A 26,171-nucleotide genomic window follows, 5' to 3' on the forward strand; every position below is an offset into this window, starting at 1 on the left:
CAGGCGGGCGCAGCGCGTGACAGCCTCCTCCGGCTCAGGGGCGCAGTACGCGGTCGCTGAGCAGGTCACGGATCGTGCTGGGGCGATCGCGTCCTCCCAGCGGGCCATCGACGATCGCCGCCACGGCGTCGCCGAAGGTCTCGCGCACTGCCTGCGCGCTCATCGCCGGTGCCTCGCCGGCACGGTTGGCCGAGGTCGAGACCAGCGGCCCGCCCCAGGCAGCACACAGTTGCTGCACCAGCGGGTGGTCGCTGACCCGCACCGCCAACGTGGTGTGATCGCCGCGCAGCAGTGGCTGGGCGCGCCCGTTGTCGGGGATCAGCCAGGTATTGGGGCCGGGCCAGCTCGCCGCCAGGCGCCCGCGCTGCTCGGCGTCGAGCCCGGCGAGCCACGGCTCCAGTTGCTCCAGACTGCCGGCGATCAGAATCAAGCCCTTATCGCTGGCGCGCCCCTTGAGCGCGATCACTCGCGCCAGCGCATCGGCGTCGTCCGGGTCACAGCCCAACCCCCAGACCCCCTCGGTGGGATAGGCGATCACGCCCCCCTGTTTCAGCGCCGCAATCGCGGCGGCCCACTCTGACATCTCCGCTTCCTCGAGTTGCCTTGTTCAAGCTGCGGCGATGGTAACACGCCGCCTCAGGCTCGCCTCCGCGCCCGAGCGTCGCACCCTGACGCAAGGCGCACCCAAGATCAGACCTTGGGCGCCAGGCATCGGACTGCGGCCAGCGAAGATGGCGCCCGCGGCGTGGGCCGGCCATAGTGAAACGAGTGGCAGCGTACCGAAACGTGCCAGGCGTCACCCCGACTCTCACCTTGTCTCAGGAGCCCAAGATGAAACGATCGCCTCTATCCCTCGCGCTGCTCGGCCTGGTCTGCGCCGGCGGCCTCAGCGCCTGCGCCCAGCAGCCGGCCCAGCAGACGAGCCAGCCGCCGGCACCCGCGCTCTCCGATCAGCTGGTGATGGCGACGCTGTGGATGCAGACCTCCGGTGAGTACGCCGCGCTGAGCCATCAGGCGTTCAATCTCGCGCGGCGTAACCTCGACCGCGCGCTGGCCGCCGCCGACGGGCAGCAGCGGCCCCCGGCGATCGTGGTCGATGTCGACGAAACGGTGCTCGACAACAGCCCCTACGAAGCGTGGCTGATCGCCAGCGGCGAGAACTATCAGAGCGATACCTGGCACCAGTGGGTGGACAAGGCCAGCGCTCGGGCGATGCCCGGAGCCAAGGCGTTTCTCGACTACGCCGCCTCGCGCGGGGTGGCGGTTTTCTACATCACCAATAGGCGCGCCGACGAGACCCAGTCCACGCTGCGCAACCTGCGCCAGGTCGGCTTCCCAGATGCCGACGAGGCGCACTTCCTACCGCGCATCGAGAGCAGCGACAAGACCGCACGCCGCCAGCGGGTGGCGCAGTCGCACTGGGTGATCCTGCTGATGGGAGACAATCTGGGCGACTTTTCGGCGGGCTTCGAGCGTGCCAGCGCCGAGGCCCGGCGCGCTGCCGTCGAGGCCCAGCCGGACGCCTTCGGCAGCCGCTACATCGTGCTGCCCAACCCCGCTTATGGCGCCTGGGAGGGCGCGCTCTATCACAATGACTGGAGCCTGGACGACGCGCAGAAAGCCAGTGCCCGGCGCAACCATCTGCAGCAGTGGGGCGGCCCGGAGACGCCCTAAACCGCGCGATTGGTTTGCAAATCACCCAACGTATTCGACCTCCGAGACGAACCACGTCCGGAGGCCGAGCACAGATCCTGTCTAGCCGACATTCAACCGCGGCGGCGTACCCAGCCGCCCGCGGTCTGCGCCGCTTGCCCTTCCAGCTCGAGTTCGAGCAGCGCCAGTTGCAGCGTGGCGACCGACTCGCCGCACGCTGCCACCAGTACGTCGATCGGCGTCGGGGTATCGCTCAATTGCGCCAATACCCCGGCGTGCGGCCCCACCGACGCCTCCGGATTCGTGACCGGTGGCGTGGCGGCCTCGGATGGCGCCGTGTCCAGCTGCTCGCCAGCCGTTGTGGGTGTCCAGTGGCCCAGTTCGGCGAGTATGTCGTCGACGTTGCGCACCAGCGCCGCCTCGCCGCGCTGGATCAGCCGCAGGCAGCCGCTGGCCTGGGGGTTGTGGATCGTGCCCGGCAGGGCGAACACCTCGCGCCCCTGTTCGAGACCCAGGCGCGCGCTGACCAGCGAGCCGCTCTTCTCCGCGGCTTCCACCACCAGCACGCCCTGAGACAACCCTGTGATCAGCCGATTGCGGCGCGGAAAGAAGCGCGGATGCGCGGCGGTGTCGGCCGGATGCTCCGACAGCAGCAGCCCACACCCCGCCAGCAGATCGCGGTACAACCCGGCGTGGCGCGGCGGATAGACCACGTCGACGCCACAGCCGAGCACGCCGACAGTAGCGCCGCCGACCTGCAGCGCGGTGTGCTGGGCGATGCCATCGATACCCAGCGCCATGCCGCTGACTATGCCGAAGCCGCGCGCGATCAGATTGCGTGCGAAGGCCGCGGCGTTGTCGCGCCCCTCTCGGGTCGGCTTGCGCGTGCCGACGATGGCGATCGCCGGCGTCGCCAATGCGCTCAGATCGCCCTTGGCCCACAGCACCAGCGGCGGGTCGGGGAGCTGATCGAGCAGCACGGGCCAAGCAGCATGCCCCGGATGCAGCAAATGGTGGCGCGGGTTCTCGGCCTGCCATGCCAGCGCCGCCTCGACCGAAGCCTCGAGCGGGCTATTCGTGGGGTGATCGAGCCACAGCCTCAGCGGCTGGGCCAGCCGAGCCGGTAGTACCGCCAGCCAGCCCTGGGGCCAGGCTAGCGACTCGGGCTCGCGCCAGCGCTGCAGCAGCGGCGACAGCCGCGCGGGGCCGAGCCCAGGCAGTGCGGCCAGCGCCAGCCAGTCGCGCAGTGTCGGCCCCGCCGAGCTCACGGCGCCTCCGCGCGCGCCAGCGTGGCGCCAAGTGCCTGGGGCGTGGTCAGCCGATCGCCCACCGCCAGCGCCTCGGAGGCCCGCATCACCAGCGCATAGGCGAGATGGTCGAAGACTCGGAACACCATCACCGCGCCCGCCTCGTGTGGCGGCAGGATGATCATGTCATCGCCGTCGGCGGCGCGCACCCGCTCGCCCTGGCGCATCACCTGCAGCACGTGCCCCGGCGCCAGCCCGTCGGCACGCCCGCGATCGATCGCTACCACGTCGTCACGGCCGATGAAGCGCACCCCGCCAGGCACCGCGAGCAGGGTCGCGGTGATCGGCGAGGCCGGCGCCCGCGGCAAGAACTCGGTGGTGATGCCGCCATCGTCCAGCGTCAGCAGGACGTCTCCGGCGCGGATCTCGCGCTCGGCATCGAGCACTTCCAGCTCGCTCACGTCAGGCTGGCGCTCAACCACCCGTGCCTCGCCCAGGCGCTGCAGCTCACGCCCCAGGGGAGCGCCGTCGGCAGGGGCACGATAGTCGTCTCCGGCGCGGTAGATGCCCAGCCGCGTGCCTACCGCTGGCAGCCGCCCCTGGGCGTAAAGCCGATCCCCGGCACCGCTGAGCAGGCGCCCACCCTGCCCCGCCACCACCCGCGGCGCCGAATCCAGCAGGGCGGGGTCGACGATCCGGTAAGCCTTCAGGAAGACCCGTACCCGCTCCAGCGGCAGGCTGGGCAGCGCCTCTCGCACCGGCGCCCGTCGCACCTGGGGCGAGAGCCTGACCGTCTCACCACGCCCGCGCTCGACACGCAGCGCGGGCCCACCGGCGCCAGGGTCGAGCACCAGCACATCGCCGGGGTAGAGCTGCTCGGGCCCGGCCACGCCGGGGTTGTGCCGCAAAAGCTCGCGCCAGGACCAGGGATCTTCGAGAAAGCGCGCCGCCACGCCCCACAGGGTGTCGCCAGGGCGCACCTGGTAGCGACTCGGGGCATCGGGCTTGAGGGTGTAGGCCAGCGCCGGTGTCACACCCGGCCCGGCCAGCGTGAACATCAAGAGCGCACAGCCGAGTGCGGATGACGCCAGGCGGCGAAAGAACCGAGTGGGTGGGAGCCGCAGGCCGTTCGCCATCGCTTTGTTCCTGACGCTGAATATCGGTCGCGCGGCGGCGCCGCGCCTGTCAGGAGTAGATCGGCCCGTGCCGACGGGACTTGAATGCGCCTTCACAGAGTGCAATCGCGTCGCGGGATTTTGAGAACGCACCGCCGCGGCTCTACAATAGAGGATTACGTCAACCATGCCGACGGGCACCCAGAACGCTATGGCCATCAGAACCATCCTCGAATATCCCGATCCCCGCCTGCGCACCAAGGCCGCCCCGGTGGCGCAGGTCGACGACGAGATCCGCGCCCTGGTCGACGACATGATCGAGACCATGTACGACGCCTCGGGCATCGGTCTGGCGGCGACCCAGATCGACGTGCACCAGCGCGTGATCGTCATGGACGTCAGCGACGACCGCAGCTCGCCGCTGGTGCTGATCAACCCGAGCTACACGCCGCTGGATGACGAGCGTCAGCCGCTGCAGGAAGGCTGCCTGTCGATCCCCGACTACTACGCCGAAGTGCCGCGCGCCCTGCGCGTTCACCTGAAGGCGACCGACCGTGACGGCAAGACCTACGAGCTCGACGCCGACGGTCTGCTCGCCCACTGCATCCAGCACGAGTGCGATCACCTCGAAGGCGTGCTGTTCGTCGACTACCTGTCGCCGCTCAAGCGCGACCGTGTGCTCAAGAAGATGCAGAAGCGCCACAAGCAGGATCAGGACGCCTGATCCGGATTCGCCCACGTCAGTCTTCGTTCGAGGCCGGCCGTCACCGCGACGCCGGCCTTTCGTGCTTCGAGAGGAACCCCGCCGCATGAGCCACAGCACCGACGGCCGCGCGCTACGCATCGTCTTCGCCGGTACGCCCGACTTCGCCGCCGAGAGCCTGCAGGCGCTGCTCGACTCGCGCCATCAGGTCGTCGCCGTCTACACCCAGCCTGACCGCCCCGCCGGTCGCGGGCGCAAGCTGACGCCGAGCCCGGTCAAGCAGCTGGCGCTGGATCACGCCCTGCCGGTGTGTCAGCCGACTTCGCTCAAGACGCCCGAGGCACAGCAGACGCTGGCCGACTTCGCGGCCGATGTCATGGTGGTAGTCGCCTACGGTCTGCTGCTGCCGCAGGCGGTGCTCGACCTGCCGCGGCTGGGGTGTCTCAACGTGCACGCCTCGCTGCTGCCGCGCTGGCGCGGTGCGGCGCCGATCCAGCGCGCCATCGAGGCCGGCGATAGCGAGAGCGGCATCACCCTGATGCAGATGGATGCCGGCCTGGATACCGGCGACATGCTGCTGGTGCGGCGCACGCCGATCGACGCCAGCACCACCGGTGGCACACTCCACGACACTCTGGCCGCCCTCGGTGGAGAAACCCTGATCGCCGGCCTCGACGCGCTGAGCGAGAGCGGCCTGACACCGACGCCGCAGCCTGACGACGGGGTCACCTACGCCAGCAAGCTCTCCAAGGCCGAGGCCGAACTCGACTTCCGCCAGCCCGCCGCGGCGCTGGCGCGCCGGGTGCGCGCCTTCAACCCGTGGCCGGTGGCCTGGACACGGCTCGACGGCGACAGCGTACGCCTGTGGCTGGCCGAGGCCGAGACGGACACCGCCCAGACCGCCACGCCCCCCGGCACCCTGCTAGCCCCGGCGGACGATGCCCTGCGCATCGCCTGCGGCAGCGAGGGGCGCGAGGTACTGCGGGTCACCCGGCTGCAGCTGCCGGGCGGCAAGCCGCTGGCAGCACGCGACCTGCTCAACGCCAAGGCGTCACGGCTCGGCGCAGGGCAGCGCCTGGGCCAGCCAGACCAGGGCCAGTCAGAAGAGTCGACAGGAGCCGACGCATGAGCGCAATCAGTGCACGGGCCGTGGCCGCCAAGCTGCTGGTGCCGGTGATCAACGGCGAAGGCTCGCTTGCCTCACTCGACGGCGAGATCGCCGCCCACGCGGTGGCCGAGCGCGACCGCGGCTTCGTCAAGGCGCTCTGCTTCGGTGTCTGCCGCGCTTATCCGCGCCTAGATGCATTGGCCGCGGAGCTGCTGCGCCAGCCGTTCAAGAAGCGCGACAGCGACGTGCAGGCGCTGCTGCTGCTGGGTCTCTACCAGCTCCTGCACATGCGCGTGCCGGCGCACGCCGCCGTCAGCGAGACCGCCGGTGCCGCCCGTGGCCTGGGCAAGGCCTGGGCCACCCGCGTGCTCAACGGCTGCCTGCGCCGCTTCCAGCGCGAATCGGTGGCACTCCAGGCCAAGGTCGACCGTGACCCGCCGGTGGCGCTGTGGCACCCCGCCTGGCTGCTCAAGGCGCTGCGCCAGGCCTGGCCCGATGCCTGGCAGACGCTGTGCGCGGCCAACAACGAGGCCGGGCCCATGACCCTGCGCGTCAATCGCCGCCGGAGCACGCGCGAGGCCTACCTCGAACGCCTCACTGCCGCCGGCATCGAGGCCAGCGCCTGCCAGTTCGCCGCCGACGGCATCCAGCTCGCCGCGGCGGTGGACGTGCACCAGCTGCCGGGCTTCGCCGAGGGCGACGTCAGCGTGCAGGACGAATCGGCCCAGCTCTGCGCCGACCTGCTGGCGCCAGCGCTCGACGGCCGCGATGGCGCCCGGGTGTTCGACGCCTGCGCCGCCCCCGGCGGCAAGAGCGCGCATTTGCTGGAGCGTTTCACCCTCGACCTCGCCGCCAGCGATATCGACCCCGGCCGGCTGGCGCGGGTCGGTGCCACCCTGGAGCGGCTGGGTCTCGACGCCCGCCTGAGCGCCCTCGATGCCAGCAGCGCCACGCTCGCCGAGACGCTGGGCCAGACCCCGGAGAATACCGATGCCGCGGCGCCGAGCGCGGGCTTCGATGCCATCCTGCTCGACGCCCCCTGCTCGGGTACCGGGGTGATCCGCCGCCACCCGGACATCAAGCTGACCCGCCGCGCCAGCGACATCGGCGACCTCGCCGCGCTGCAGGCGCGTCTGCTCGACAACCTGTGGCGCCAGCTCGCCCCCGGCGGCACCCTGCTCTACGCCACCTGCTCGGTGCTGCCGGCCGAGAACGCCGAGCAGATCGCCGCCTTCCTGGCGCGCACCCCGGATGCCCGCGCCACCACCCCCGACGACCTCGCCTGGGGCCAGCCCGCCGGTCAAGGCCGCCAGCTCCTGACCGCGCAGAACGGCCACGACGGCTTCTTCTACGCCCGGCTGGAGAAGGCGACGCCGTAACGGGTGGACCGCAGCGGCGGGGAGCCTGATCTCCCCGCCGACTTGCGCCCTGGCGGGCGCGCTTCGATACTGAGGGTGGATACCGGATCAGGGAGGCCGCCCGTGCCCGCCAAGAGCGTGTCAGATTCCCGCGTGTCAGCCACCACCACCGACACGACCTGTGCGGTGGCCGCCAGCGAACCCGAGCCCCAGAGCGAGACCGCGTTCACACCCCACACCCAGACCCAGCTGGCCTTGGCGTCCCTCGACGGTATCGCCGAGAACAGCGCGCTGGTGATCGTCGACGTACAGCCCGACTTCATGCCGGGCGGTGCCCTGGCCTGCGCCGAGGGCGATGCGATTCTCCCGGGTATTGCCTGGCTGCTGGCGCAGCACGCCTTCGGCCATGTGGTGGCGACCCAGGATTGGCACCCCGCGCGCCACGTCTCCTTCGCTTCATGCCATCCGCCGCACCAGCCGTTCGAGGCGATCGAGCTCTACGGCCACAGCCAGACCCTGTGGCCGGACCATTGTGTCCAGCGCAGCGAGGGTGCGGCGCTGCATCCGGCCATCGACTGGTCGCCGTGCGACGTGATCATCCGCAAGGGCACCGATCCGCGCACCGACTCCTACAGCGCCTTTCGCAACAACATTGGCCCCGACGGCCATCGCCCCGCCACCGGGCTGGCCGGCTGGCTGCGCGACCGCGGCGTGAGCGATGTCTATGTCTGTGGCCTGGCCCGCGACGTGTGCGTGCTGTGGACCGCCGAGGACGCCGTGGCCGCCGGTTTCCGTACCCATTTTCTATGGCCGCTGACCCGCCCCGTCACCTTCGACACCGACGCCGACGTGCTCGAACGGCTGGCGGCGCTGGAGATCACGGTGATCGAGGCCTAGGGTTATCGAGAGCTATCGGTTGCCGATCGCTGGCAGCCGGTCGATAGCCAGCCGTCGCCAATAGAGCGTCACCCTGAAGACCTTCACTTCCAGCAGGAGCCAATGCATGAGCAATCACGTCTACAAGCAGGTCGAGATCACCGGTTCTTCCCCCGACGGCATCGAAGCCGCGGTGCAGAACGCCATCGCCAAGGCCAGCGAGTCGCTGCACGGCATGCGCTGGTTCGAGGTCACTGAGACCCGCGGGCATATCGAGAACGAGCGCATCGCCCACTGGCAGGTAACGGTGAAGGTGGGTATCTCCCTCGACTGATCGTTGCCCGACCGGCGCGGGCAGCGACAGTGTCGCCACCCGCGCCGGTGTTTGTTTTTCTCTGGCTTCCCGGCGTCACGCACCGCCCACGTGCGGGGTGGTGTCATTCGCCGTCCAGGGTCGTTATGCTACGCGCTGATCGAGGCGCGCCCGACCCCAGATGGTGAACGGGCATTTCTCTCCCGCGCTTTTTTACTCAGTGCTTCCCTGACGGTTTGGCATGAAAATCATCATTCTAGGGGCCGGCCAGGTGGGCGGCACGCTGGCCGAACATCTGGCCAACGAAGAGAACGACATCACCGTCGTGGATATCAGTGAAGTGCGTCTGCGCGAGCTGCAGAACCGCCTGGATATCCGCACGGTCGTGGGCACCGCGTCCTACCCCAACATCCTGCGTCAGGCCGGCGGCGAAGACGCCGACATGCTGATCGCGGTGACCAGCTCCGACGAGATCAACATGATCGCGTGCCAGGTCGCGCACTCGCTGTTCCGCACACCGACCAAGATCGGCCGGGTGCGTTCGACCGCTTATCTCACGCGCAAAAGCCTGTTCTCCAACGACGCCATTCCGGTCGACGTGCTGATCAGCCCGGAGCAGGTGGTCACCGACCATATCCGCCGCCTGATCGAGTACCCCGGGGCGCTGCAGGTGCTCGACTTCGCCGGTGGCCTGGCTCAACTGGTGGCGGTCAAGGCCTATTACGGCGGGCCGCTGGTGGGCCAGGAGCTGGGCTTTCTGCGCCGCCACATGCCGGATATCGACACCCGCGTGGCCGCGATCTACCGCCGTGACCGTCCGATCATCCCTTCCGGCGACACCGTGATCGAGGCCGATGACGAGGTCTTCTTCATCGCCGCGCGCAAGGATATCCGCACCGTGATGGGCGAGCTGCGCAAGGTCGACCGCGACTTCCGCCGCGTGGTGATCGCCGGCGGCGGCAACATCGGTGAGCGTTTGGCCGAGACCCTCGAGCACAAGCACCAGGTCAAGATCATCGAGCACGATCTGAGCCGCTGCGGCACGCTCTCCGAGAAGCTCGACCGCACCGTGGTGCTGCACGGCAGCGCCACCAGCAAGCGGCTGATGCTCGAGGAGAACATCGAGGACTGCGATATCTACTGCGCGCTGACCAACGACGACGAGGTCAACATCATGTCCTCGATGCTGGCCAAGCGCCTGGGCGCCAAGAAGGTGCTGACGCTGATCAACAACGCCGCCTATGTGGATCTGGTCCAGGGCGGCGAGATCGATATCGCCATCTCGCCGCAGCAGACCACCATCGGCAGCCTGCTGACCCACGTGCGCCGCGGCGACATCGTCAACGTGCACTCGCTGCGTCGCGGTGCCGCCGAGGCGATCGAGGCGATCGCCCATGGCGATAAGCGCTCTTCCCGGGTGGTCGGGCGCACCATCGGCGAGGTCGATCTGCCCAGCGGCACCAGCATCGGTGCCATCGTGCGCGGCAAGGAGGTGTTGATCGCCCACGATGACGTGCTGATCGAGAGCGGCGATCACCTGATCCTGTTTGTGATCGACAAGCGCCGCATCCGCGACGTCGAACGGCTGTTCCAGGTCGGGCTCACGTTCTTCTGATGCTGTTCGTCCCGATGTCGTTTATCTCAATGCCGTTCGCGAGCGTGTGCGCATGAATCTGTTCGTGACCCTGCGCATCGTCGGGCTGCTGCTGATGCTGTTCAGCCTGACCATGGTGCCGCCGATGGTGATCGCGCGGATCTTCCACGACGGCAACTGGCACGCCTTCGGCATCGGCATGGCGATCTCGGTCGTCACCGGCGCCCTGCTCTACTGGCCCAACCGGCGCGCCCGGCGTGAGTTGCGCACCCGCGATGGGTTCATTATCACGGTGCTGTTCTGGGGCGTACTGGGACTGTTCGGTACCGTGCCTTTCATGGTCTCCGAGGCGCCGGCGATGAGCTTCACCGACGCGGTGTTCGAATCCTTCTCCGGGCTCACCACCACCGGCGCCACGGTGCTCCACGGCATCGACCAGCTACCCGCGTCGATCCGCTTCTACCGCCAGCAGCTGCAGTGGCTCGGTGGCATGGGGATCGTTGTGCTGGCGGTGGCGATCCTGCCCACCCTGGGCATCGGTGGCATGCAGCTCTACCGCACCGAGATTCCCGGGCCGCTGAAGGACTCCAAGCTGACCCCGCGGATCACCGAGACCGCCAAGGCGCTATGGTACATCTATGTGATCCTCACGGTGGTCTGCGCGCTGGCCTACTGGCTCGCCGGCATGGACTGGTTCGACGCCATCGGCCACAGCTTCTCGACCATCGCGGTGGGTGGCTTCTCCACCCACGACGCCAGCATGGCCTACTTCGACAGCGCCACCATCGAGCTGATCTGCGTGCTGTTCATGATCGTCTCGTCGATCAGCTTCGGGCTGCACTTCGCGGTATGGCGCGAAAAGCGCCTGCTGCAGTACATCCGCGACCCGGAGTTCTGCTTCTTCGTCTCCTTCCTCGGCCTGCTGGTGCTGATCACCGTGGTCACTCTGTTCGCCACCGGCACCTACCACGATGCCACCGGTTTGCGTCACGGGCTGTTCGAGGCGGTCTCGGTGGCCACCACCTCCGGCTTCAGCGTCGCCGACTTCACCCTGTGGCCCGGGGTACTGCCGATCATGCTGTTCATGGCGGCCTTCGTCGGCGCCTGCTCTGGCTCCGCCGGCGGCGGGATGAAGGTGATCCGTATCCTGCTGATCCTCAAGCAGGGCATCCGTGAGATTCACCGGCTGATCCACCCCAATGCGGTGTTCGCGGTCAAGGTGGGCAAGATGCGCATCTCCGAAGGCGTGGCCGAAGCGGTGTGGGGCTTCTTCTCGGTCTATCTGATGCTGTTCGTGCTGATGCTGCTGGCGCTCTCGGCCACCGGGCTCGACCAGGTCACCGCGTGGTCGGCGGTGGGCTCGGCGCTCAACAACCTGGGCCCGGGGCTGGGTGCGGTCTCCACCGACTACGGCGATATCCCCGATCTGGCCAAGTGGATTCTGGTGCTGGCGATGATGCTCGGGCGCCTGGAGATCTTCACCGTGCTGGTGCTGTTCACACCGGCGTTCTGGCGCCGCTGAGCGCGGCGTCCCGCTGTTCGCGGCAGCCTTCCACTATCCACGGCTGCCACCACTATCCGCAGCCGCCTTCCACTAAAGGATAACGAGCGCGCTATCGCCAGGGGGGAAGCCCGGGGGTCGCCAATGATAGAATGCGCGGCTTTCCGGCGCCGCCAAGAGGCTCACGAGGCAGCGGTAGTGCCGTCCCCTACCTTTCGCATCACGAGAGAGTCATGTCCGTCAATTCGCAACGCCGCTCTTCCGCCCCGTCGTTCCTGCGGCTGGGTCTGATTCCCCAGATCGTCATCGGTATCCTCCTCGGCCTGCTGGTCGCCCAACTGGCGCCGGCACTGGCACAGTCGTTCGAGATCCTGGGCCAGATATTCATCAGCGCGCTCAAGGCGATCGCGCCGATTCTGGTGTTCGTGCTGGTGATGGCCGCCATCGCCAGCCACGAGCGCGGCCAGCCGACCCAGATTCGCGGCGTGCTGGCGCTCTATCTGATCGGCACCCTGGTGGCGGCGCTGGTGGCGGTGAGCGCGAGCTTCCTGTTCCCGACCACGCTGATCATCGACGCCCCCCAGGCCGACGGTACCCCGCCCTCGGGGATCGCCGAGATTCTGCGCAATCTGCTGCTGAGCGCGATGGACAACCCCGTGGCAGCGCTCACCAACGCCAACTTCATCGGCATCCTGGCCTGGGCGGTAGGTCTGGGCCTGCTGCTGCGGCGCGCCAACGACACCACCCGGCGCGGCCTCGCCGATCTCTCCGATGCCGTCTCTGGACTGGTGCGCTGGGTGATCCGGCTGGCTCCGCTGGGCATCTTCGGGCTGGTCGCCAACACCTTCGCCACCACCGGCATGAGCGCGCTGGCGGACTACGCCCATCTGCTCGGGCTGATCATCGGCTGCATGCTGTTCGTGGCGCTGGTGACCAACCCGCTGATCGTGTTCCTGTATACCCGCCAGAACCCCTATCCGCTGGTCTTCACCTGCCTGCGCGGCAGTGCCATCACCGCCTTCTTCACCCGCAGCAGCGCTGCCAACATCCCGGTCAACATGGAGCTGTGCAAGCGCCTCGACCTGCACGCCGACACCTACTCGGTGTCGATCCCGCTGGGCGCGACGATCAATATGTCCGGCGCCGCGGTGACCATCACCGTGATGACCCTGGCCGCCGCCCACACCCTGGGCCTGAGCGTCGACTTCTCCACCGCGCTGCTGCTGTGCATCGTCTCCGCCCTCGCCGCTTGCGGCGTCTCCGGGGTCGCAGGCGGCTCGCTGCTGCTGATCCCGATGGCGGCGAGCCTGTTCGGCATCTCCGCCGACGTCGCCATGCAGGTAGTGGCGATCGGCTTCGTCATCAGCGTGCTGCAGGACTCCACCGAGACCGCGCTCAACTCCTCCACCGACGTGCTGTTCACCGCCGCCGCCTGCCGTTCGCCTAAGGCGCGCGCAGCGCAGGAGACCAGTGGCGCAGTGGAAGAGGCGATCTGAGACCAGCCCGGGCCAAGTCGGCCGGTTTTTCACCGGCCGGCTTGGCATCGCCGCCGTGACGTGCAATATGGGGCGATGACTTTTCTCTAGCCTTTGGAATTTCTCCTCGATGTCTGACTCCACAGCCGGCCCCCGCGAGGTCGTCGCGCTCGCCGAGCACGAGCTGACCCTGCTCGGCACCGCCCATGTCTCCCAGGCCAGTGCCGACGAAGTACGCGAGCTGATCGACTCCGGCGAGTTCGACGCCGTGGCGATCGAACTCTGCACCTCGCGCCACCAGAGCCTGACCCAGCCCGACGCCATGGCCAAGCTCGACCTGTTCCAGGTCCTCAAGCAGGGCAAGGCGGGCATGGTCGCGGCGAGCCTGGCGCTCGGCGCCTTCCAGCAGCGGGTGGCGGCCCACTCCGGCATCGAGCCGGGGGCGGAGATGCGCGCCGCGGTCCAGGGCGCCCAGCGTGCCGGCCTGCCGCTCTACCTGATCGATCGCGAGATCGGCGTCACCCTCAAGCGCATCTACCAGAACGTGCCCTGGTACAAACGCTTCGGGCTGATCTCGGGGCTGCTCGGCAGCGTGCTGTCGCGGCAGACGGTCTCCAGCGAGGAGATCGAGAAGCTCAAGGAGGGTGATGTGCTCGAATCCACCTTCGCCGAGTTCGCCGAGCAGTCGGAATCGCTCTATGTGCCGCTGATCGCCGAGCGCGACCGCTTCATGGCGCTCAAGCTGGTGGAGTCGCTGCCCGATGGGCAGGCCCGCCGGGTGCTGGTGGTGATCGGCGCGGGGCATCTCAAAGGCATGAGCGAGCACCTGCGGGCGCTGGACGCCCAGCCGCCGGCCGCGCTGGCAGTGCGCGAGGAGCGCGCGGCGCTGGAGTCCACCGCGCCCCGTGCGCGCTGGTGGAAGGCGCTGCCTTGGATCATCGTCGCGCTGGTGCTCACCGGCTTCGCCATCGGCTTCAGCCGCGATACCGCCTTCGGCTGGTCGCTGGTCGCCGAATGGGTGCTGATCAACGGCAGCTTCTCGGCGCTGGGGGCGCTGATCGCCCTGGGCCATCCGCTGACCATCGCCGCGGCCTTCCTCGGCGCCCCGCTCACCTCGCTAAACCCCACTATCGGGGTCGGCTTCGTCACCGCCGGGGTCGAGCTCTACTTCCGCCGCCCCACGGTGGGTGACTTCTCGCGCCTGCGCAGCGACGTCAGCCACTGGCGCGGCTGGTGGCGCAACCGGGTAGCTCGCACCCTGCTGGTGTTCCTGCTCTCTAGCCTCGGCTCGGCGATCGCTACCTGGGTCGCCGGCCTGCGTATCGCCGGGCAGCTATTTGGCTAGCTCGGCGGCTGCGTCCTTCGCGAGCAAGCTCGCTCCTACAGGGGAAACCATCCAGCCGAGGTAGCGTTGGCTGCGGTGGTGTAGACACTCGCCTGGCTTTCATCTCTCTGAACGCTGCAATCTATCTGCTGTAGGCGTGAGCTCTGCTCGCGAATCGTTGGGTTTGGCCACCTTCGTCGGGACCGCCACGACGTTAGGGAAGTGCTGCATAAATGCCTGCGCTAGCGAGCTCGCACCTGATAGGGGGAGCCGTGCGGCTGCCCCGGGGCGTGCGCCCATAACGCCTGCCGCGCATTCGCCTGCTCTTCCATCTCCCCCTATTGAAAGACCTCCAACTGCCACCATTGTCTACTCCGGGTTCCGCTGAGGCCCCTGATAGCGGGGCCGAGGACTGGGGAAGAAAAAATATCGCCGCGTGATGCCCTCCCCTCTTGAAAGCCGTTCAGGCGACCCTATTTAACATAACGTCGAGAGAGGAGCAGTCAGCCGACGGCATCTTGCATGCGTCATCCCCTCGACAGCGGACGCCGCCGAGCGGGTCCGCGACCGGTGGCCCGAGATGGGCTCGGGCACCCCAAGACTTCGCTGTCATTCAGGAGGTTGCACCATGAATACGATGTCTCTTTCTCCGCTGTTCCGCCGTTCCATCGGTTTCGACCGGCTCAACGATCTGTTCGAGACCGCGATGCAGAACGACGTACCCAGCTATCCGCCCTACAACGTCGAGAAGTATGGCGAGAACGATTACCGCATCGCTGTCGCGGTCGCCGGCTTCGGCGAGGGCGAGCTCGATGTCAACGTCGAGAAACGCGTGCTGACCATCAGCGCCGGCAAGAACGGGCGTGACGACCAAGAGCGAGTGCAGTACCTGCACCAGGGCATCGCCCAGCGCGCGTTCAAGCTCTCGTTCCGCCTCGACGAGAACATCGAGGTGCAGGGCGCACGGCTGGAAAACGGCCTGCTGATCGTCGATCTACTGCGCGTGGTGCCCGAAGAGCAGCGCCCGCGCCAGATCCCGATCAATGGCAAGCAGCAGCGCCTGAGCGACGCGACTCAGGGCGACGTGACGCAGGGCGAAACGGTAGAGACCGCCCACGCCTGAGCGTGAACCGGGCGCGATGACGGCCGCGACGGCCGCCAAGATCCGCCGGCCAGGCAGCCCACACTGCCGGCACGACGGATAGCAGAAGGCCCGGCGGGGTAACCCGCCGGGCCTTCTTTCGTCCGAGCCTGTGACGTTGGACCTCAGAGCACACCCTGCTCCCTGGCCATGGCATATGCCGCCCGCGGCCCGTGCCACAGGGTGGGAATCAGCAGGAAGGCCACCGGCACCGCCGGGATCACCAGGAACTGCTGCAGCACGCTGACCTGACCCGAGCCCATGTAGAGCAGGATCGCCGCCATCAGCGCGAAGGTGACGCCCCAGAAGGCGCGCAGCGCCACACCCGGGTCATCGTGGCCAGCACACACCACGGAGACCGCGTAGCTCATCGAATCACCGGTGGTGGCGACGAAGATGGTGGTCAGCACCAGCACCGCCAGCGCCATCCAGGTGCCTCCGGGCAGCGCCTGCGCCACCGTCAGCGTGGCCACGTCGAACTGAAAGTTCTTGAGCGGCTCGGCCAGATCGATCACGCCCTGGAGCTGGTAGAAGATGCCGGAACCGCCGAGCAGGGTGAACCACACCGTGGTCACGATCGGCGCCAGCACCGCAGTGGCTATGATCATCTCGCGGATGGTACGCCCGCGGGAGATCCGCGTGACGAAGATCGCCATCGGCGGCGCGAAGCCGACGAACCAGGCGAAGAAGAACACTGTCCACCACTTCAGCCAGCCCAGCGGCGCGGTGACCGTGGTCAGGGTCGACAGCTCGAAGAAGTGGCTCAGATAGCTACCGAAGCCCTGGAACCAACTATTGACCAGGAACAGGGTCGGCCCCAGCACCAGGATCACGCCGCCCAGGATCATCGCCCAGATCACGTTGAAGCGGCTGAGAAACTGGATGCCGCGGTCGATCCCGGTCACTGCCGAGGTGACGTAGATCGCCCCCAGCCCGACGAGGATCATCAACTGCACCTCGTAGCCACGGGGAAAGCCGAACAGATCGTGGAGCCCGAAGCTGACCTGGGTCGCCAGGAAGCCGAGCGGCCCCACCGTACCGGCGGTCACCGCGATGGCGCAGATGGCATCGATGACGCCACCGAGGACGCCTTTCATCCGCTTGTCACCGATCACCGGCGCCAGCAGCGTGCGCGGCTGCAGCGGTAAGCCTCGCTGGTAGTGCTGATGCGAGAGGATGCACACCGGCAGCGTGCCGAGAATGGCCCAGCCGGTGAAGCCCCAGTGGAAGAAGGCCTGGGCCAGGGCATTCGGCACCGCCGCCGGCGTGCCCGCCTGGGAGTCGAACGCCGGCGGGGTGACCACGAAATGGTAGATCGGCTCACCGGCGGCGAAGAACACCCCGCCCCCCGCCAGCAGCGTGCACAGGATGATAGAGACCCAGCGGAAGGTGCTCATGTCCGGCTTGTCGAGCCCGCCGATGCGCGCGCGGCCGGCCGGGGACAGCGCCACGCCGATGGCGATGAAGAAGGTCAACAGCATCAAGAGCTGGAAGGTACTGCCGAACAGCCGCGCGGACTGAGTGAAACCGACGTCGATGAGATGGGCCACGGTGTCGGGTGCGATCGCCGAAGCGGCGACGAACAGCACGATGAAACCCACGGTGAGTATGAGTACGACGGGGTCGCCAAAACGGCCACCTGTAGACGATGGCGCGTTGGGATCGGAAGTCATATGAGGGGAGCGTTCGTTAGGCATGAAGCGCGCCACCCTACCGGCCCGCGCCGCAGACGGCAAGCGCCGAGCGTATCGGCGCTTGCCGCCCGCCGGGTTGCGCGCGTCCGTCTATCCGGCGCGTGCTCAGCTTGGCAGCGCCCGGCGATAGCGCTTGAAGCGCTTACTCAGGGCCTTGGGCGACTCCGCCGCCAGCCGCGTGCCGAGCGGCATGGCGCTACGCTGCAGACTCAGGCGACGGCGCGCCACCAGCGAGCCGAGCGCCTGGCGCCGCTCGGCGGAGATGCGCTGCATGTCCGCATCATCCAACGCCGCCGCCAGCATCGCCAGATCGTGATCCTCGCCGAGCAGGTCCGACAGCCGGTGCGCCTCTTCGGCGCGCACCGTCAGCGGCGCCTTCCATAGCGAACGCAGCAGCTCGCAGTGGTAGCGGTGATATTTCACCCGCTTGCGCCACTCGTGCAGCGCCACCACGCTGCCCTCCTCCGCGGCCGTCTCGCCGGCATCATCCAGGCGGCGGTAGGTCATGGCGAGCCCCGCCTGCCAGGCATCGCGCTGTGGCCCTTTCAGCCGCCAGCCGAGTACCGCCTGGCGCGCCTCATCGAGCGCCGCCTCGAGTGCGGCGGTGTCCACCGCGCCTTCGCTCCCAACCTTGCCCTCCCCACCTTTACCCTCCCCGCCTTTACCCTCACCGACAAGCTCATCGGCCAGGGTGCGTTCACGACGCGCCTTCAGCCGCGCGCGGATCGCAGTGTAGTGGCGGCAGTCTATCTCGTCCCGATAGTGCGCCAGTAGCGCATCGAAGGTTTCCAGCAGCACCTGCTCGTCGCGCCAGCCCGAGACCTGGCGTGCCAGATCGCGAAAACGCCGGTTCTCGCGGGCATAGCGCTTGCCCAGCGCCGAGCGTACCAGACGCAGCAGCGCGCGAATCTTCTTGCAGCGCTTGCGCAGCTCGTGGATCGCCTCCACCGGCGGCGCCTCCGCCAGGGCACGCCGCGCCCGCGCAATCTGCTCGAGGGCGATTCGGCGGGTTTCATCTTCCAGCGGTTGGGATAGATCGAGGCGATAAGACATGGCTGGCTCCCACTCCGGCGATCAGGCGCTCTGTCACTTCACAGATTCACAGACGCACACCCTCCTGGATTCACAGCGTAGACCATGCATCAGACCGGAGCGGGCGGCTATCTCTATTCGCCCAAAAGCTAATGGAGAGGAGTTCTCTCTCGGTTCTAGGCTCAAGATGGACCTGACCGAGGGGGATCGATCCCGTGAAGAGTACACCGTTCATCACCGAAAGCCTGCTGACCCGCTGCCGCAAGGAGCAGAGCCTGCAGCACCAGCGCGCTCGGCAACCCTTCGACCCCGCGTCGCTGAATGACCGCAAGGAGCTGTCGCTGATGGTCGAGGAGGCGATCCGCGAAGGCGAAACCTATGTCTCCATCGCCCGGGGCCACACCCATATCGGCCTCACCGAGAGCGATCTCAACGAGCTGGTCGGCCCTGAAGTCGCGATCCGCGATCGGATCGAGCGCTTTCAGCAGATTTGATTTGCGCCACCAGCGATCATCTCCGGCCGCTCATCGAGGCGGCCGGGGTTTCTACGCGTCGGGGTTGTCTCAGCGCACCGTGATGCGATCCGGCGTCTGCGCGACGATTTCGAGCGGCGTACCCGCGAGAGCAGTCTCCAGCGCCTGGCGAATACTCATCGCCCCGGTGACCGCGTTGACCGGCACAGCAGCGGTTCGCGAGAGGTCGGTCTCGATGAAACAGCCGGTGGCATGGGCCAACTGCTGCGCGGTCTCGTCGAAGCGCTGAGCAGGAATGGGGTGCGCCGCCGGCTTGTCGCAGGCGCCTTTCGCCGCCGCCGGCGTCTCGGGTGCGGCCGGGGAGATGCCCGCCGAGTGGGCGGCCTGCGCATCTGGCTTCGGCGCCGCCGGTGCCGGGGCACAGCCGCAGAGCAGTGCCAAAGTCACCGCGCCAAGTGCGCCTAGTGCAAAACGTCTGACCATGGCGACCTCCGTTTCTCGGTTCCCGTCTCTCGCGATACCTGCTTCTCGATAAACAAGCCGACAGCCCCGTTGGTTGCGCCGTCTACCGCCGTAAGATGGGGCGTATCGCCCAGGCGCTCAACGGGCGCAGTACTTCTGGAAAACCTTGGCCTGGGTATCGAGCGTCACCTGCTCATTGACCTGGCTGTAGTAGAAAGGCGCATAGGTAGTCTCCCCTGCGGCCCGATACTCGCCGCACAGGCCGTAGCCCTTCTGCACCGATTGAAGATCCTTCATCTCGACCTTTTCCACCCCGCGCTGGGCGGCGATCAGCTGCGCCACGTCGTCATCGACCTGGCTATCGCTGAAGGCCTGATAGCCGAAGATGGCACCAAAGACGAGGAGGATCGCCACCACGGGTACGTAGACGTTATGCATGTCCGCTGCCTGTCAGAGAAAGAGAAGTCCGCCGGAAAGTGCGCCGATGATACCGGATCGGCGCCGCTGAACGTAGACGGATGACTCAACCAGCTAGCGATGAGTCGCAGGGCAGACAGCGGAGGCTTGCGCTCCAGGCTCGGCATCGCGCCCCTGGCGGGAAGCCAGCGGCAACATTGCCCACACCATATAGATATGTGATAACATAACAATATAAAGCCATCGATTCAGCCATCCACGGCCCAGGAGAAACCGCATGAAAGACGGCATCCATCCCCAATACCGCACGGTGATCTTCCACGACACCAGCGTCGACAAGTACTTCAAGATCGGCTCGACCATGAGCTCGGACGAGACCATGGAGTGGGAAGACGGCCACACCTACCCGGTGGTGCGCCTGGATATCTCTTCCGCCTCGCACCCCTTCTATACCGGCAAGCAGCGCGAGGTCGGCAGCGAAGGCCGCGCCGCCCAGTTCCAGCGCCGCTTCGGCAGCATCGCCGCCGCGCGCCGCAAGTGACCCCCGGCCCGGCCAGCGCGCCGGGCTTTTTTCGATACCTGCCAGACACCCACAGCCTGCGTACCGGATGCTTAAGTTCAGCGCCAGGCGTTGTCCGCCTGCCGCACCGGAATATCCGTCAGCGCCGGCTCTGCCAGCCGCGTATTGAGCGCGATCAGCGGTTCTGGATCATCGGGTAGCGTGCGGTAATGGCTCACACAGCCACATCTGGCACAGCGCACGAACTCGATCTCGCGATCACCGCGCTGCCACAGGGCCACCCCGGCCTCGCCGACCCGCAGGGTGACCTCGCCGGGCGCATAGTAGGCCCAGAGCGCCGCGTAGCGCCGGCAGATGCCGCAGTTGCAGGCGGTCACCTGCTCGGGTAACGCCGCAGTGACCTCGAGATTGCCGCAGTCGCAGCGCAGCGTCAGTTGCCCTGGCGTATTCATGGGCTGTGGGGTCATGGGCTCTCTTCTTCCGGGGAGCCGATCAGCGCCTGGAGCGAGTCGATCGGCGAGGTGACGAGATTCTCCAACGACTCCGATATCGCCTGCCAGATCACCACGCTCATATCCACGTTGCTGCCGCTGACGGTGGTATCGATGGGGATGTTGAGATTGATCACCCCGCTCTCCGCCTGCAACAACGCCACCAGATTCTTCAGTGGCAGCGAGCTGGCGTCCGGGTCGACCTCGCGACCCAGGTCGAGCTGCTTGAGGATGATATGGTTGCGCGCGGTCAACGCGCCGTCCTGCAGGCGGTAGTGAAGGTCGAGATCGGCACTGCCGTGCTCGATACGATAGCCCGCGAAACGCCGGATATAGGGCGCGAACTGGGACAGCGCCAGCCGCTGGGTGGTCAGATGCATGCGCGCACCCAGGCTATCACCGAAGCTCACCTCGCCTTCGATCATCACCGGCGTGCCGTCACTCACCCGGCCCTCGACATGGTACTTGGCGGGCTTGGCGGTACCCGTATCGAAGCGCGTCAACTGACCCTGCAACCGACCGATATCCAGCGACACCACCGGCGACATGCGGCGATCCTCGAACGTCATCTCGCCCTGCTCGACACGCAGCTTATCCAGCGCCAGGGCCATACCGCCGGATTGACTGTCATCTCCGCTGCCTTGACTCTGATACCCGATGCTTGGGTTCTGGCCGGTCTGTCCCTGACTGCTCTGGGCCTCACTGCGCTCATTCTGAGCCTGCCCCGCCTGGGCCTGCTGGCTGCCGCCGAACTGCGCGAGGAGATTGAAGCGACCTTGAGCATCCACCAGCGCGTTCAACTTGGGGGCGGTAAGCGAAAGCGAACCGACGACGAGATGGTCACCGCTGGCGAAATCGATCTGCTCGGCCACGCCCCGCTGCACCGAGAACAGCGGCTGACCCTGGGCGCCCTGGGTCTCGACGCCATTCAGCGTCACCCCGCCCTGATAGGCCACGGCGGCACGGCTCGCCTGGCCGAAGCGCAGCCTGCCATCGAGTGAGAACTGACCGCCCACCACCCGCGCCGGCAGCGCCCGGGTCAACCAGGGGTCGAGCGCCGCGGCATTGACCTGCTGCGCCTTCAGCGCCAGATCGCCACTCAGCGGCAGCACTCCGAACTGCCCCTCGAGATCGAGCTGGCCGCCGCCCAAGGTCGCCGTGGCCTGCCCCTGCATCGGGCCGCCATCCGGGCGCTGAAAATCCTCGAGCGTCAGATCGACCTCGTCCGCCTGAATCCTGGGCTGCCCGGCAGCCGCCTGATCGACCCAGGCGATACGCCCGTGCTCGGCGCGGATCCGGTCGATGGTCAGCGGCATCGGCTGACCCGCATCGTTCGATGCGGACGAGCCCTGCCCGAGTGTGGCCACGTTGAGCGGCCCGGAAGGCGGCGAGACCAGATTCAGATGCGGCGAGCTCAGGGTGACCGACTCGATATGGATACCCGGCTGCCATAGGCTATCCCAGGCGAACGCCACCCGGCCCGACGCCGCGGTGAGCATCGGCGTCTTGCCGCTGCCGATCTCCAGTGACGAGAACGACGCCGTGGCGGTGAAGGGGTTGAAGGACAAGCGCTCCAACGCGACCGGCTCCCCCAGCGAGCGGGAAAAGTGGCTCTCCGCCCACTTCGTCAGCGCCCAGGGGCCGGCCACGATGGCCAGAAACAGTAGCGCCAGCGCCACGGTGAAAACGCCGATCCAGCGGCGGCGGGTCGCGCTAGCCATGAACACACTCCCTTGCGTCGGTGATACAGCTCGATTGCCTATTGAGCGTAGCAACCCACAGCGGGCGTGCCGGCCGGAATATCAGCGCGGATAGACTTTCTCGAACTGCTCCAACAGCAGCAGATCCTGCGGGCTGAAGGAGATACCGAGCTGGCTCGCCGCGCGCTCGAAATAGCGGCGGTGGGTCTCCCGCCACTGCGCTAGCGAGCGGTCACCCTCGCCCTCCCGATAAGCGAACTCGGCGGAGACCTGATCGAAAGGGGCGATCTCCACCTGCGTCGTCACGATCACGCACACCGGGTTCTGGGCCCAATCGACCACCAGCGTAAACGCACCGGGCGCCGGTTTATCGCGCCCCTCGATCTCATGCGCCGCCAACAAATCGCAGCTCGCACGCTTGATACCCTAATCGACCAGACGCGCGCATTCATCGGTATCGGTCTGATTGTCACAGAAAAAATCGACCTGAATCGCCGATGCCCGGTGCCGCTCCGGTTCATCCAGCGTGGCCAGAAAACGCTCAACGAACGCCTGCTGCTGCGGTGTCATATCCAAAGTCTCATCGTATTGCCTTACCGCCATGCCGTTTGCCAATCCACCGATAAGAGCGCCGCGACAGTTGTCACTCCCCCTGTAGGAGCGAGCTTCGCTCGCGAAGAACGAAGCCGCCACCACCTGCAATCCGCTACACCACCGGCCGCTTCATCGCCACAATGCCCACGCTGAACGCCAGCATCAAAGCGCCGCTGACACGGTTGAACCACTGCAAGGTGCGCCCACCGCGCAGATAGCGACCAATACGGCTGCCTAGGATGGCGTAGGCCGCCACGGCGATCAGTTCCATCAGCGAGAAGAGCGCGCCCAGCAGAGTGAAGCTCGCCGCGTAGTGCTCTGCCACCACGAACTGCGGCAGAAAGGCGGTGAAAATCAGAATCGCCTTGGGGTTGCCGGCCGCGACCAGAAACTCCTGACGCATGAGCCGCCAGAGCGGCTGAGGCGCCTCGCCCGCAACTTCGACCGCTTGCGGCCGGCTCAACAGCAGCTTGATCCCTAGCCAGGCCAGATAGGCAGCGCCGGCCCATTTGACGATCAGGAAGAACCACATCGAAGTCGTCAGCAGCGTCCCCATTCCGACTCCGGTCACGGCGATCATCGGAACGAACGCCGCGATCCGCCCCAGCGAAGCCAGCACCGCCTTCAACGGCCCGACCCGTGCGGCATTGGTCGCTGCCAGCAGATTGTTGGGACCAAAGGCCATATTCAGCGCGAAGCAGGCCGGGAGAAAGAGCCAGAGTTGGTGGAGGTTCATGGGAAGCTGCCCTACGGATATGGGGTCGAGCCGCTGGGTGTCGAAGCGGCCTACTGGGACAAGTCGTGATAGCGGCCGATTTGGCCCAGGCTATCGCTTTTGAAGCGAATTCAATACCGCCCGACACCACCGCAACGCCTATGTTGGTTTCAGCTTTCTCAAGACGGTAACCCACCAGACCAATGCGACAGCCCCACTGGCGCTGCGGTAAGCTCGAACCGTGCCCGCCACATGGCTCGCATCACTCGATGCCCAGCCGCCCATTCAAGGAAGAGAGACGATGGACCTCGCCCTCTGGATCACCTATCTCGGCGTCATCACCGCGCTGATTCTGTTTCCCGGGCCCTTTGCCCTGCTCTGCATGCATCACGGGCTGCGCCACGGGCGCCGCCGCGCGCTGGTCACGGTGGTGGGTGGCGCGCTGGCATCGCTCGCCCTGATGGCGCTGTCGTCGTTGGGTCTGGGGGCGATTCTGGCCACCTCTGAAACCGCCTTCGTGGTGCTCAAGGTGATCGGAGCGGCCTATCTGGTCTATCTCGGCGTGCAGGCGTGGCGCGCACCGGCGGCGCCTGCGGTGTCTGCAGGGGAGGGCGCGCCGTCCACACTCGGGCGGAGCCGGCGGCAGCTCTTCACCAAAGGCTTTACCGTGGGGATCAGCAACCCCAAGGACCTCTTGTTCTTCGGCGCGCTGTTTCCCAACTTCATCGACCTGAGCCAACCGCAGTGGTCGCAGTTCGCGATCCTGGCGCTGACATGGCTCGTGGTCGATCTGGCCACCATGACCACCTACGCCTCGGTTGGCTCCAGCGTGAGCCGCTGGTTCGCCACGCCGCGTCGTGCGCGGTTGTTCAACCGCACCACCGGCAGCCTGTTCGTTGCCGCCGGGGGAGCCCTGGCCGTATCACACCGCTGAACTCATCGTGATGGGGATTTTTCCATGCCAGAGAGCGCCCTGAACCGCCCTATCGCCGTCTTCGATGCCGGTATCGGCAGCTACGCCATCGTCGCCGAGATTCAGCGCCGCCTGCCCCGGCAAGACGTGATCTACTTCGCCGACCGCGCCAGTTTTCCCTATGGTAGCAAGGGGCCGGACGAGCTCGCAGAGGTGATGGCACGCACCCTGCGCTTTCTGGAAGGCTTCGCCCCTTCGGCCATCGTGATGGCGTCGAATGCGCCTTCGATCACGGTGCTGGAGCGAGTGCGACCGCTCACTACGCTGCCGCTCTTCGGGGTCTTTCCGCCGCTGGCCGAGGCATTGGCGCTCGCCCCGCATGGCAAGGTAGGCATCATGGGGGTGCGCTCGCTGATCGAGAGTGACGAGCTGCGCGATTTCGTGGCCAAGCAGACGTCGGCGCCGGAGACCGTGAGTTTGATCGACGCTTCAGCGATGGTGGAACTGGTGGAGAGTGGCGCCTTTCTGTTCGACCCCGAGGGGACGCAGGCGCAGGTGGATGCCTTCGTCAAAGAGCTGCATCGCCGGGTGCCGGGTCTCGAGGTGCTGACGCTATCGAGTACGCACCTGCCCTGGCTCAAGGGGTTCTTCGAGACCGCCAGCCCGGATTGCCACTTCCTCGACCCCGCCGAGACGATCGTCGCCGGGCTGGGCGGAGGCACGCCGGGCAGCGGCCGCATCCGCGCGCTGGTAACGGAAGATGAGCGCTACAGCCTGGCGGATTTTCAACGCATGCTGGCACGCCTGGGGGTCGAGCTAGCGCTCGAGAAGGTGGCGTAAGTACGCCTCGAGTGCCCAGATCAAGGAGGCGAGGCAGGTAACGCGGAAGGAATGGCGCCCGAAGCAGGACTAGAAAAACCCCTTAACAACATGACTTACTGAGAAAATACCTTTAGAAAAATCGATATATGCCATTAGGTATACCACAAGGTGCAATCGGAGGGTCTTACCTCCACCTTCACGTCAGCTCACCTCGAGGGGGATTAGCCTCCTAAACGGATGTTGACTCAGAATTGATGTAAAACCTAAATCAAATGCGCCGCAGGCGTCTCTTGCATTTACTTGCTAGATTTTGAGCCATGACAAAGAATCCAGTTTGCGATACATATTCGAACCGTCCGCATTACACTTCGGCGAAAATCGTAATCGAACACCCGTTTATGACTACCATAACTCCTCAGGAATCACTTCTCCAATAAAAAGCTCTCCAGTGTGAACCACCTTTTATCGATATTTTTATATCTTCATTGAGTACTTTTTGAATTCCGGACCATCAGCTCCATAATTAGCAAAAAATCAAGGAGCTTTTTAGTCACTCTGTGTCGATCCTGGCCGCACTTAACGCATTTCTCAACCTGCTTACCTCTATATTCTAGATTAACCAAAGCTTCCAAACTCGAAACGAATGAGATAAATGATAAGCTCGGGTGAGAGCTCCACAACTCAGAACCTTTTTCAAACAAGGCACAAGGTGAAGGGAAGCGATCTTTCTGATATAGATCCAGTTCAAAGTATGCATCGAGCAGGAAGTCTAGATTTTCCGGGAGATCAAACAGCGCATCGAAACTTTCTGCATACCTATTAGAATAAGCATTACTTTCGACTTTCTCTATCTCTTGAACACCACCCACATCGGACAAATCATCAATTGAACTGAAAAATTCTTTGACAGTATAAAGTTTTGCCCCCACT

The 26,171-nt window shown here is 66.2% G+C and carries 28 protein-coding genes; 15 read left to right on the forward strand and 13 right to left on the reverse strand.

What is annotated here, in order from left to right; genetic code table 11:
- Positions 1-34: 34 nt before the first annotated feature.
- A complete protein-coding gene (gene tsaC, locus QO259_RS12535; protein WP_285950210.1) occupies positions 35-583 on the reverse strand; it encodes an L-threonylcarbamoyladenylate synthase type 1 TsaC in 549 nt (182 codons plus the stop codon).
- Between the two features lie 248 nt (positions 584-831).
- Between tsaC and QO259_RS12540 the strand changes: the two genes are divergently transcribed.
- Entirely contained in the window at positions 832-1,674 is an 843-nt protein-coding gene (locus QO259_RS12540) for a 5'-nucleotidase, lipoprotein e(P4) family (protein WP_285950211.1), read from the forward strand.
- Positions 1,675-1,766: 92 nt separating this feature from the next.
- Here QO259_RS12540 and dprA read toward each other — a convergent pair whose 3' ends face one another.
- Positions 1,767-2,921 carry a DNA-processing protein DprA gene (dprA, locus tag QO259_RS12545; RefSeq protein WP_285950212.1) on the reverse strand — a complete coding sequence of 385 codons (1,155 nt, stop codon included), beginning with the start codon at positions 2,919-2,921 and terminating at the stop codon, positions 1,767-1,769.
- Complete coding sequence (locus QO259_RS12550; protein ID WP_285950213.1) at positions 2,918-4,036, reverse strand: LysM peptidoglycan-binding domain-containing protein; 1,119 nt, start codon at positions 4,034-4,036, stop codon at positions 2,918-2,920. The genes dprA and QO259_RS12550 overlap by 4 nt, the downstream gene beginning before the upstream one ends.
- Before the next feature lie 190 nt (positions 4,037-4,226).
- Between QO259_RS12550 and def the strand changes: the two genes are divergently transcribed.
- The 10 genes from def (at position 4,227) to QO259_RS12600 (ending at position 15,390) form a co-directional block, all read left to right on the forward strand.
- Positions 4,227-4,739, forward strand: coding sequence for a peptide deformylase (gene def, locus QO259_RS12555; protein ID WP_285952772.1), 513 nt, complete (start codon positions 4,227-4,229; stop codon positions 4,737-4,739).
- Positions 4,740-4,824: 85 nt separating this feature from the next.
- Complete coding sequence (gene fmt / locus QO259_RS12560) at positions 4,825-5,847, forward strand: methionyl-tRNA formyltransferase (RefSeq protein ID WP_285950214.1); 1,023 nt, start codon at positions 4,825-4,827, stop codon at positions 5,845-5,847.
- Positions 5,844-7,205: a 16S rRNA (cytosine(967)-C(5))-methyltransferase RsmB gene (gene rsmB / locus QO259_RS12565; protein ID WP_285950215.1), complete on the forward strand. Its 1,362-nt coding sequence runs from the start codon at positions 5,844-5,846 to the stop codon at positions 7,203-7,205. The genes fmt and rsmB overlap by 4 nt, the downstream gene beginning before the upstream one ends.
- Positions 7,206-7,307: 102 nt before the next feature.
- Positions 7,308-8,081, forward strand: a complete 774-nt coding sequence (locus tag QO259_RS12570) for a nicotinamidase (RefSeq protein ID WP_285950216.1) — start codon at positions 7,308-7,310, stop codon at positions 8,079-8,081.
- Between the two features lie 106 nt (positions 8,082-8,187).
- A complete protein-coding gene (locus QO259_RS12575) occupies positions 8,188-8,394 on the forward strand; it encodes a dodecin (RefSeq protein WP_035473958.1) in 207 nt (68 codons plus the stop codon).
- Between the two features lie 220 nt (positions 8,395-8,614).
- Positions 8,615-9,988: a Trk system potassium transporter TrkA gene (trkA, locus tag QO259_RS12580; RefSeq protein ID WP_035473960.1), complete on the forward strand. Its 1,374-nt coding sequence runs from the start codon at positions 8,615-8,617 to the stop codon at positions 9,986-9,988.
- A 52-nt stretch (positions 9,989-10,040) separates the two neighbouring features.
- Entirely contained in the window at positions 10,041-11,489 is a 1,449-nt protein-coding gene (locus QO259_RS12585; protein WP_285950217.1) for a TrkH family potassium uptake protein, read from the forward strand.
- A gap of 212 nt (positions 11,490-11,701) precedes the next feature.
- On the forward strand, positions 11,702-12,964 hold the full coding sequence (sstT, locus tag QO259_RS12590; RefSeq protein ID WP_285950218.1) for a serine/threonine transporter SstT: 1,263 nt from the start codon (positions 11,702-11,704) through the stop codon (positions 12,962-12,964).
- Between the two features lie 109 nt (positions 12,965-13,073).
- Positions 13,074-14,288 (forward strand): TraB/GumN family protein, encoded by a 1,215-nt coding sequence (locus QO259_RS12595; RefSeq protein WP_285950219.1) that lies wholly within the window; start codon positions 13,074-13,076, stop codon positions 14,286-14,288.
- Between the two features lie 607 nt (positions 14,289-14,895).
- Positions 14,896-15,390, forward strand: a complete 495-nt coding sequence (locus QO259_RS12600; protein ID WP_353057284.1) for an Hsp20 family protein — start codon at positions 14,896-14,898, stop codon at positions 15,388-15,390.
- A gap of 143 nt (positions 15,391-15,533) precedes the next feature.
- On the opposite strand, the gene QO259_RS12605 is transcribed toward QO259_RS12600, so the two are convergent.
- Together QO259_RS12605 and QO259_RS12610 are read right to left on the reverse strand one after the other, a co-directional pair.
- Positions 15,534-17,081: a BCCT family transporter gene (locus QO259_RS12605; RefSeq protein WP_285950220.1), complete on the reverse strand. Its 1,548-nt coding sequence runs from the start codon at positions 17,079-17,081 to the stop codon at positions 15,534-15,536.
- A 126-nt stretch (positions 17,082-17,207) separates the two neighbouring features.
- A complete protein-coding gene (locus QO259_RS12610; RefSeq protein WP_285950221.1) occupies positions 17,208-18,155 on the reverse strand; it encodes a CHAD domain-containing protein in 948 nt (315 codons plus the stop codon).
- Positions 18,156-18,349: 194 nt separating this feature from the next.
- Between QO259_RS12610 and QO259_RS12615 the strand changes: the two genes are divergently transcribed.
- On the forward strand, positions 18,350-18,628 hold the full coding sequence (locus QO259_RS12615) for a hypothetical protein (RefSeq protein WP_106419704.1): 279 nt from the start codon (positions 18,350-18,352) through the stop codon (positions 18,626-18,628).
- Between the two features lie 69 nt (positions 18,629-18,697).
- Here the strand turns inward: QO259_RS12615 and QO259_RS12620 are convergent, their stop codons facing one another.
- Positions 18,698-19,090, reverse strand: a complete 393-nt coding sequence (locus tag QO259_RS12620; RefSeq protein WP_285950222.1) for an STN domain-containing protein — start codon at positions 19,088-19,090, stop codon at positions 18,698-18,700.
- A 117-nt stretch (positions 19,091-19,207) separates the two neighbouring features.
- On the reverse strand, positions 19,208-19,507 hold the full coding sequence (locus QO259_RS12625; protein WP_285950223.1) for a hypothetical protein: 300 nt from the start codon (positions 19,505-19,507) through the stop codon (positions 19,208-19,210).
- Between the two features lie 256 nt (positions 19,508-19,763).
- Between QO259_RS12625 and QO259_RS12630 the strand changes: the two genes are divergently transcribed.
- Positions 19,764-20,027, forward strand: coding sequence for a type B 50S ribosomal protein L31 (locus tag QO259_RS12630; RefSeq protein WP_285950224.1), 264 nt, complete (start codon positions 19,764-19,766; stop codon positions 20,025-20,027).
- A gap of 77 nt (positions 20,028-20,104) precedes the next feature.
- Here the strand turns inward: QO259_RS12630 and QO259_RS12635 are convergent, their stop codons facing one another.
- From QO259_RS12635 to QO259_RS12655, 5 genes are all read right to left on the reverse strand, one after another.
- Positions 20,105-20,473 carry a GFA family protein gene (locus QO259_RS12635; protein WP_285950225.1) on the reverse strand — a complete coding sequence of 123 codons (369 nt, stop codon included), beginning with the start codon at positions 20,471-20,473 and terminating at the stop codon, positions 20,105-20,107.
- Positions 20,470-22,218 carry a DUF748 domain-containing protein gene (locus QO259_RS12640; RefSeq protein WP_285950226.1) on the reverse strand — a complete coding sequence of 583 codons (1,749 nt, stop codon included), beginning with the start codon at positions 22,216-22,218 and terminating at the stop codon, positions 20,470-20,472. Before QO259_RS12640 ends, QO259_RS12635 begins: the two co-directional genes overlap by 4 nt.
- Positions 22,219-22,299: 81 nt before the next feature.
- Positions 22,300-22,620, reverse strand: a complete 321-nt coding sequence (locus QO259_RS12645; protein WP_285952773.1) for an ASCH domain-containing protein — start codon at positions 22,618-22,620, stop codon at positions 22,300-22,302.
- Positions 22,621-22,623: 3 nt separating this feature from the next.
- The gene (locus QO259_RS12650; RefSeq protein WP_285950227.1) at positions 22,624-22,890 is read right to left on the reverse strand and encodes a hypothetical protein; all 267 of its coding nucleotides are present in this window, start codon (positions 22,888-22,890) and stop codon (positions 22,624-22,626) included.
- A gap of 13 nt (positions 22,891-22,903) precedes the next feature.
- Complete coding sequence (locus QO259_RS12655; RefSeq protein WP_285950228.1) at positions 22,904-23,527, reverse strand: LysE family translocator; 624 nt, start codon at positions 23,525-23,527, stop codon at positions 22,904-22,906.
- 280 nt (positions 23,528-23,807) lie between these two features.
- On the opposite strand from QO259_RS12655, the gene QO259_RS12660 reads away from it, so the two are divergent.
- Together QO259_RS12660 and QO259_RS12665 are read left to right on the forward strand one after the other, a co-directional pair.
- Complete coding sequence (locus QO259_RS12660) at positions 23,808-24,440, forward strand: LysE family translocator (RefSeq protein WP_207032133.1); 633 nt, start codon at positions 23,808-23,810, stop codon at positions 24,438-24,440.
- A gap of 24 nt (positions 24,441-24,464) precedes the next feature.
- Positions 24,465-25,259 (forward strand): glutamate racemase, encoded by a 795-nt coding sequence (locus QO259_RS12665; RefSeq protein WP_285950229.1) that lies wholly within the window; start codon positions 24,465-24,467, stop codon positions 25,257-25,259.
- Positions 25,260-25,723: 464 nt separating this feature from the next.
- Here QO259_RS12665 and QO259_RS12670 read toward each other — a convergent pair whose 3' ends face one another.
- Positions 25,724-26,170 (reverse strand): hypothetical protein, encoded by a 447-nt coding sequence (locus tag QO259_RS12670; RefSeq protein WP_285950230.1) that lies wholly within the window; start codon positions 26,168-26,170, stop codon positions 25,724-25,726.
- Between the last annotated feature and the right edge of the window lies 1 nt (position 26,171).

It is taken from the genome of Salinicola sp. JS01 (assembly GCF_030284585.1).
Classification (GTDB): Bacteria; Pseudomonadota; Gammaproteobacteria; order Pseudomonadales; family Halomonadaceae; genus Salinicola.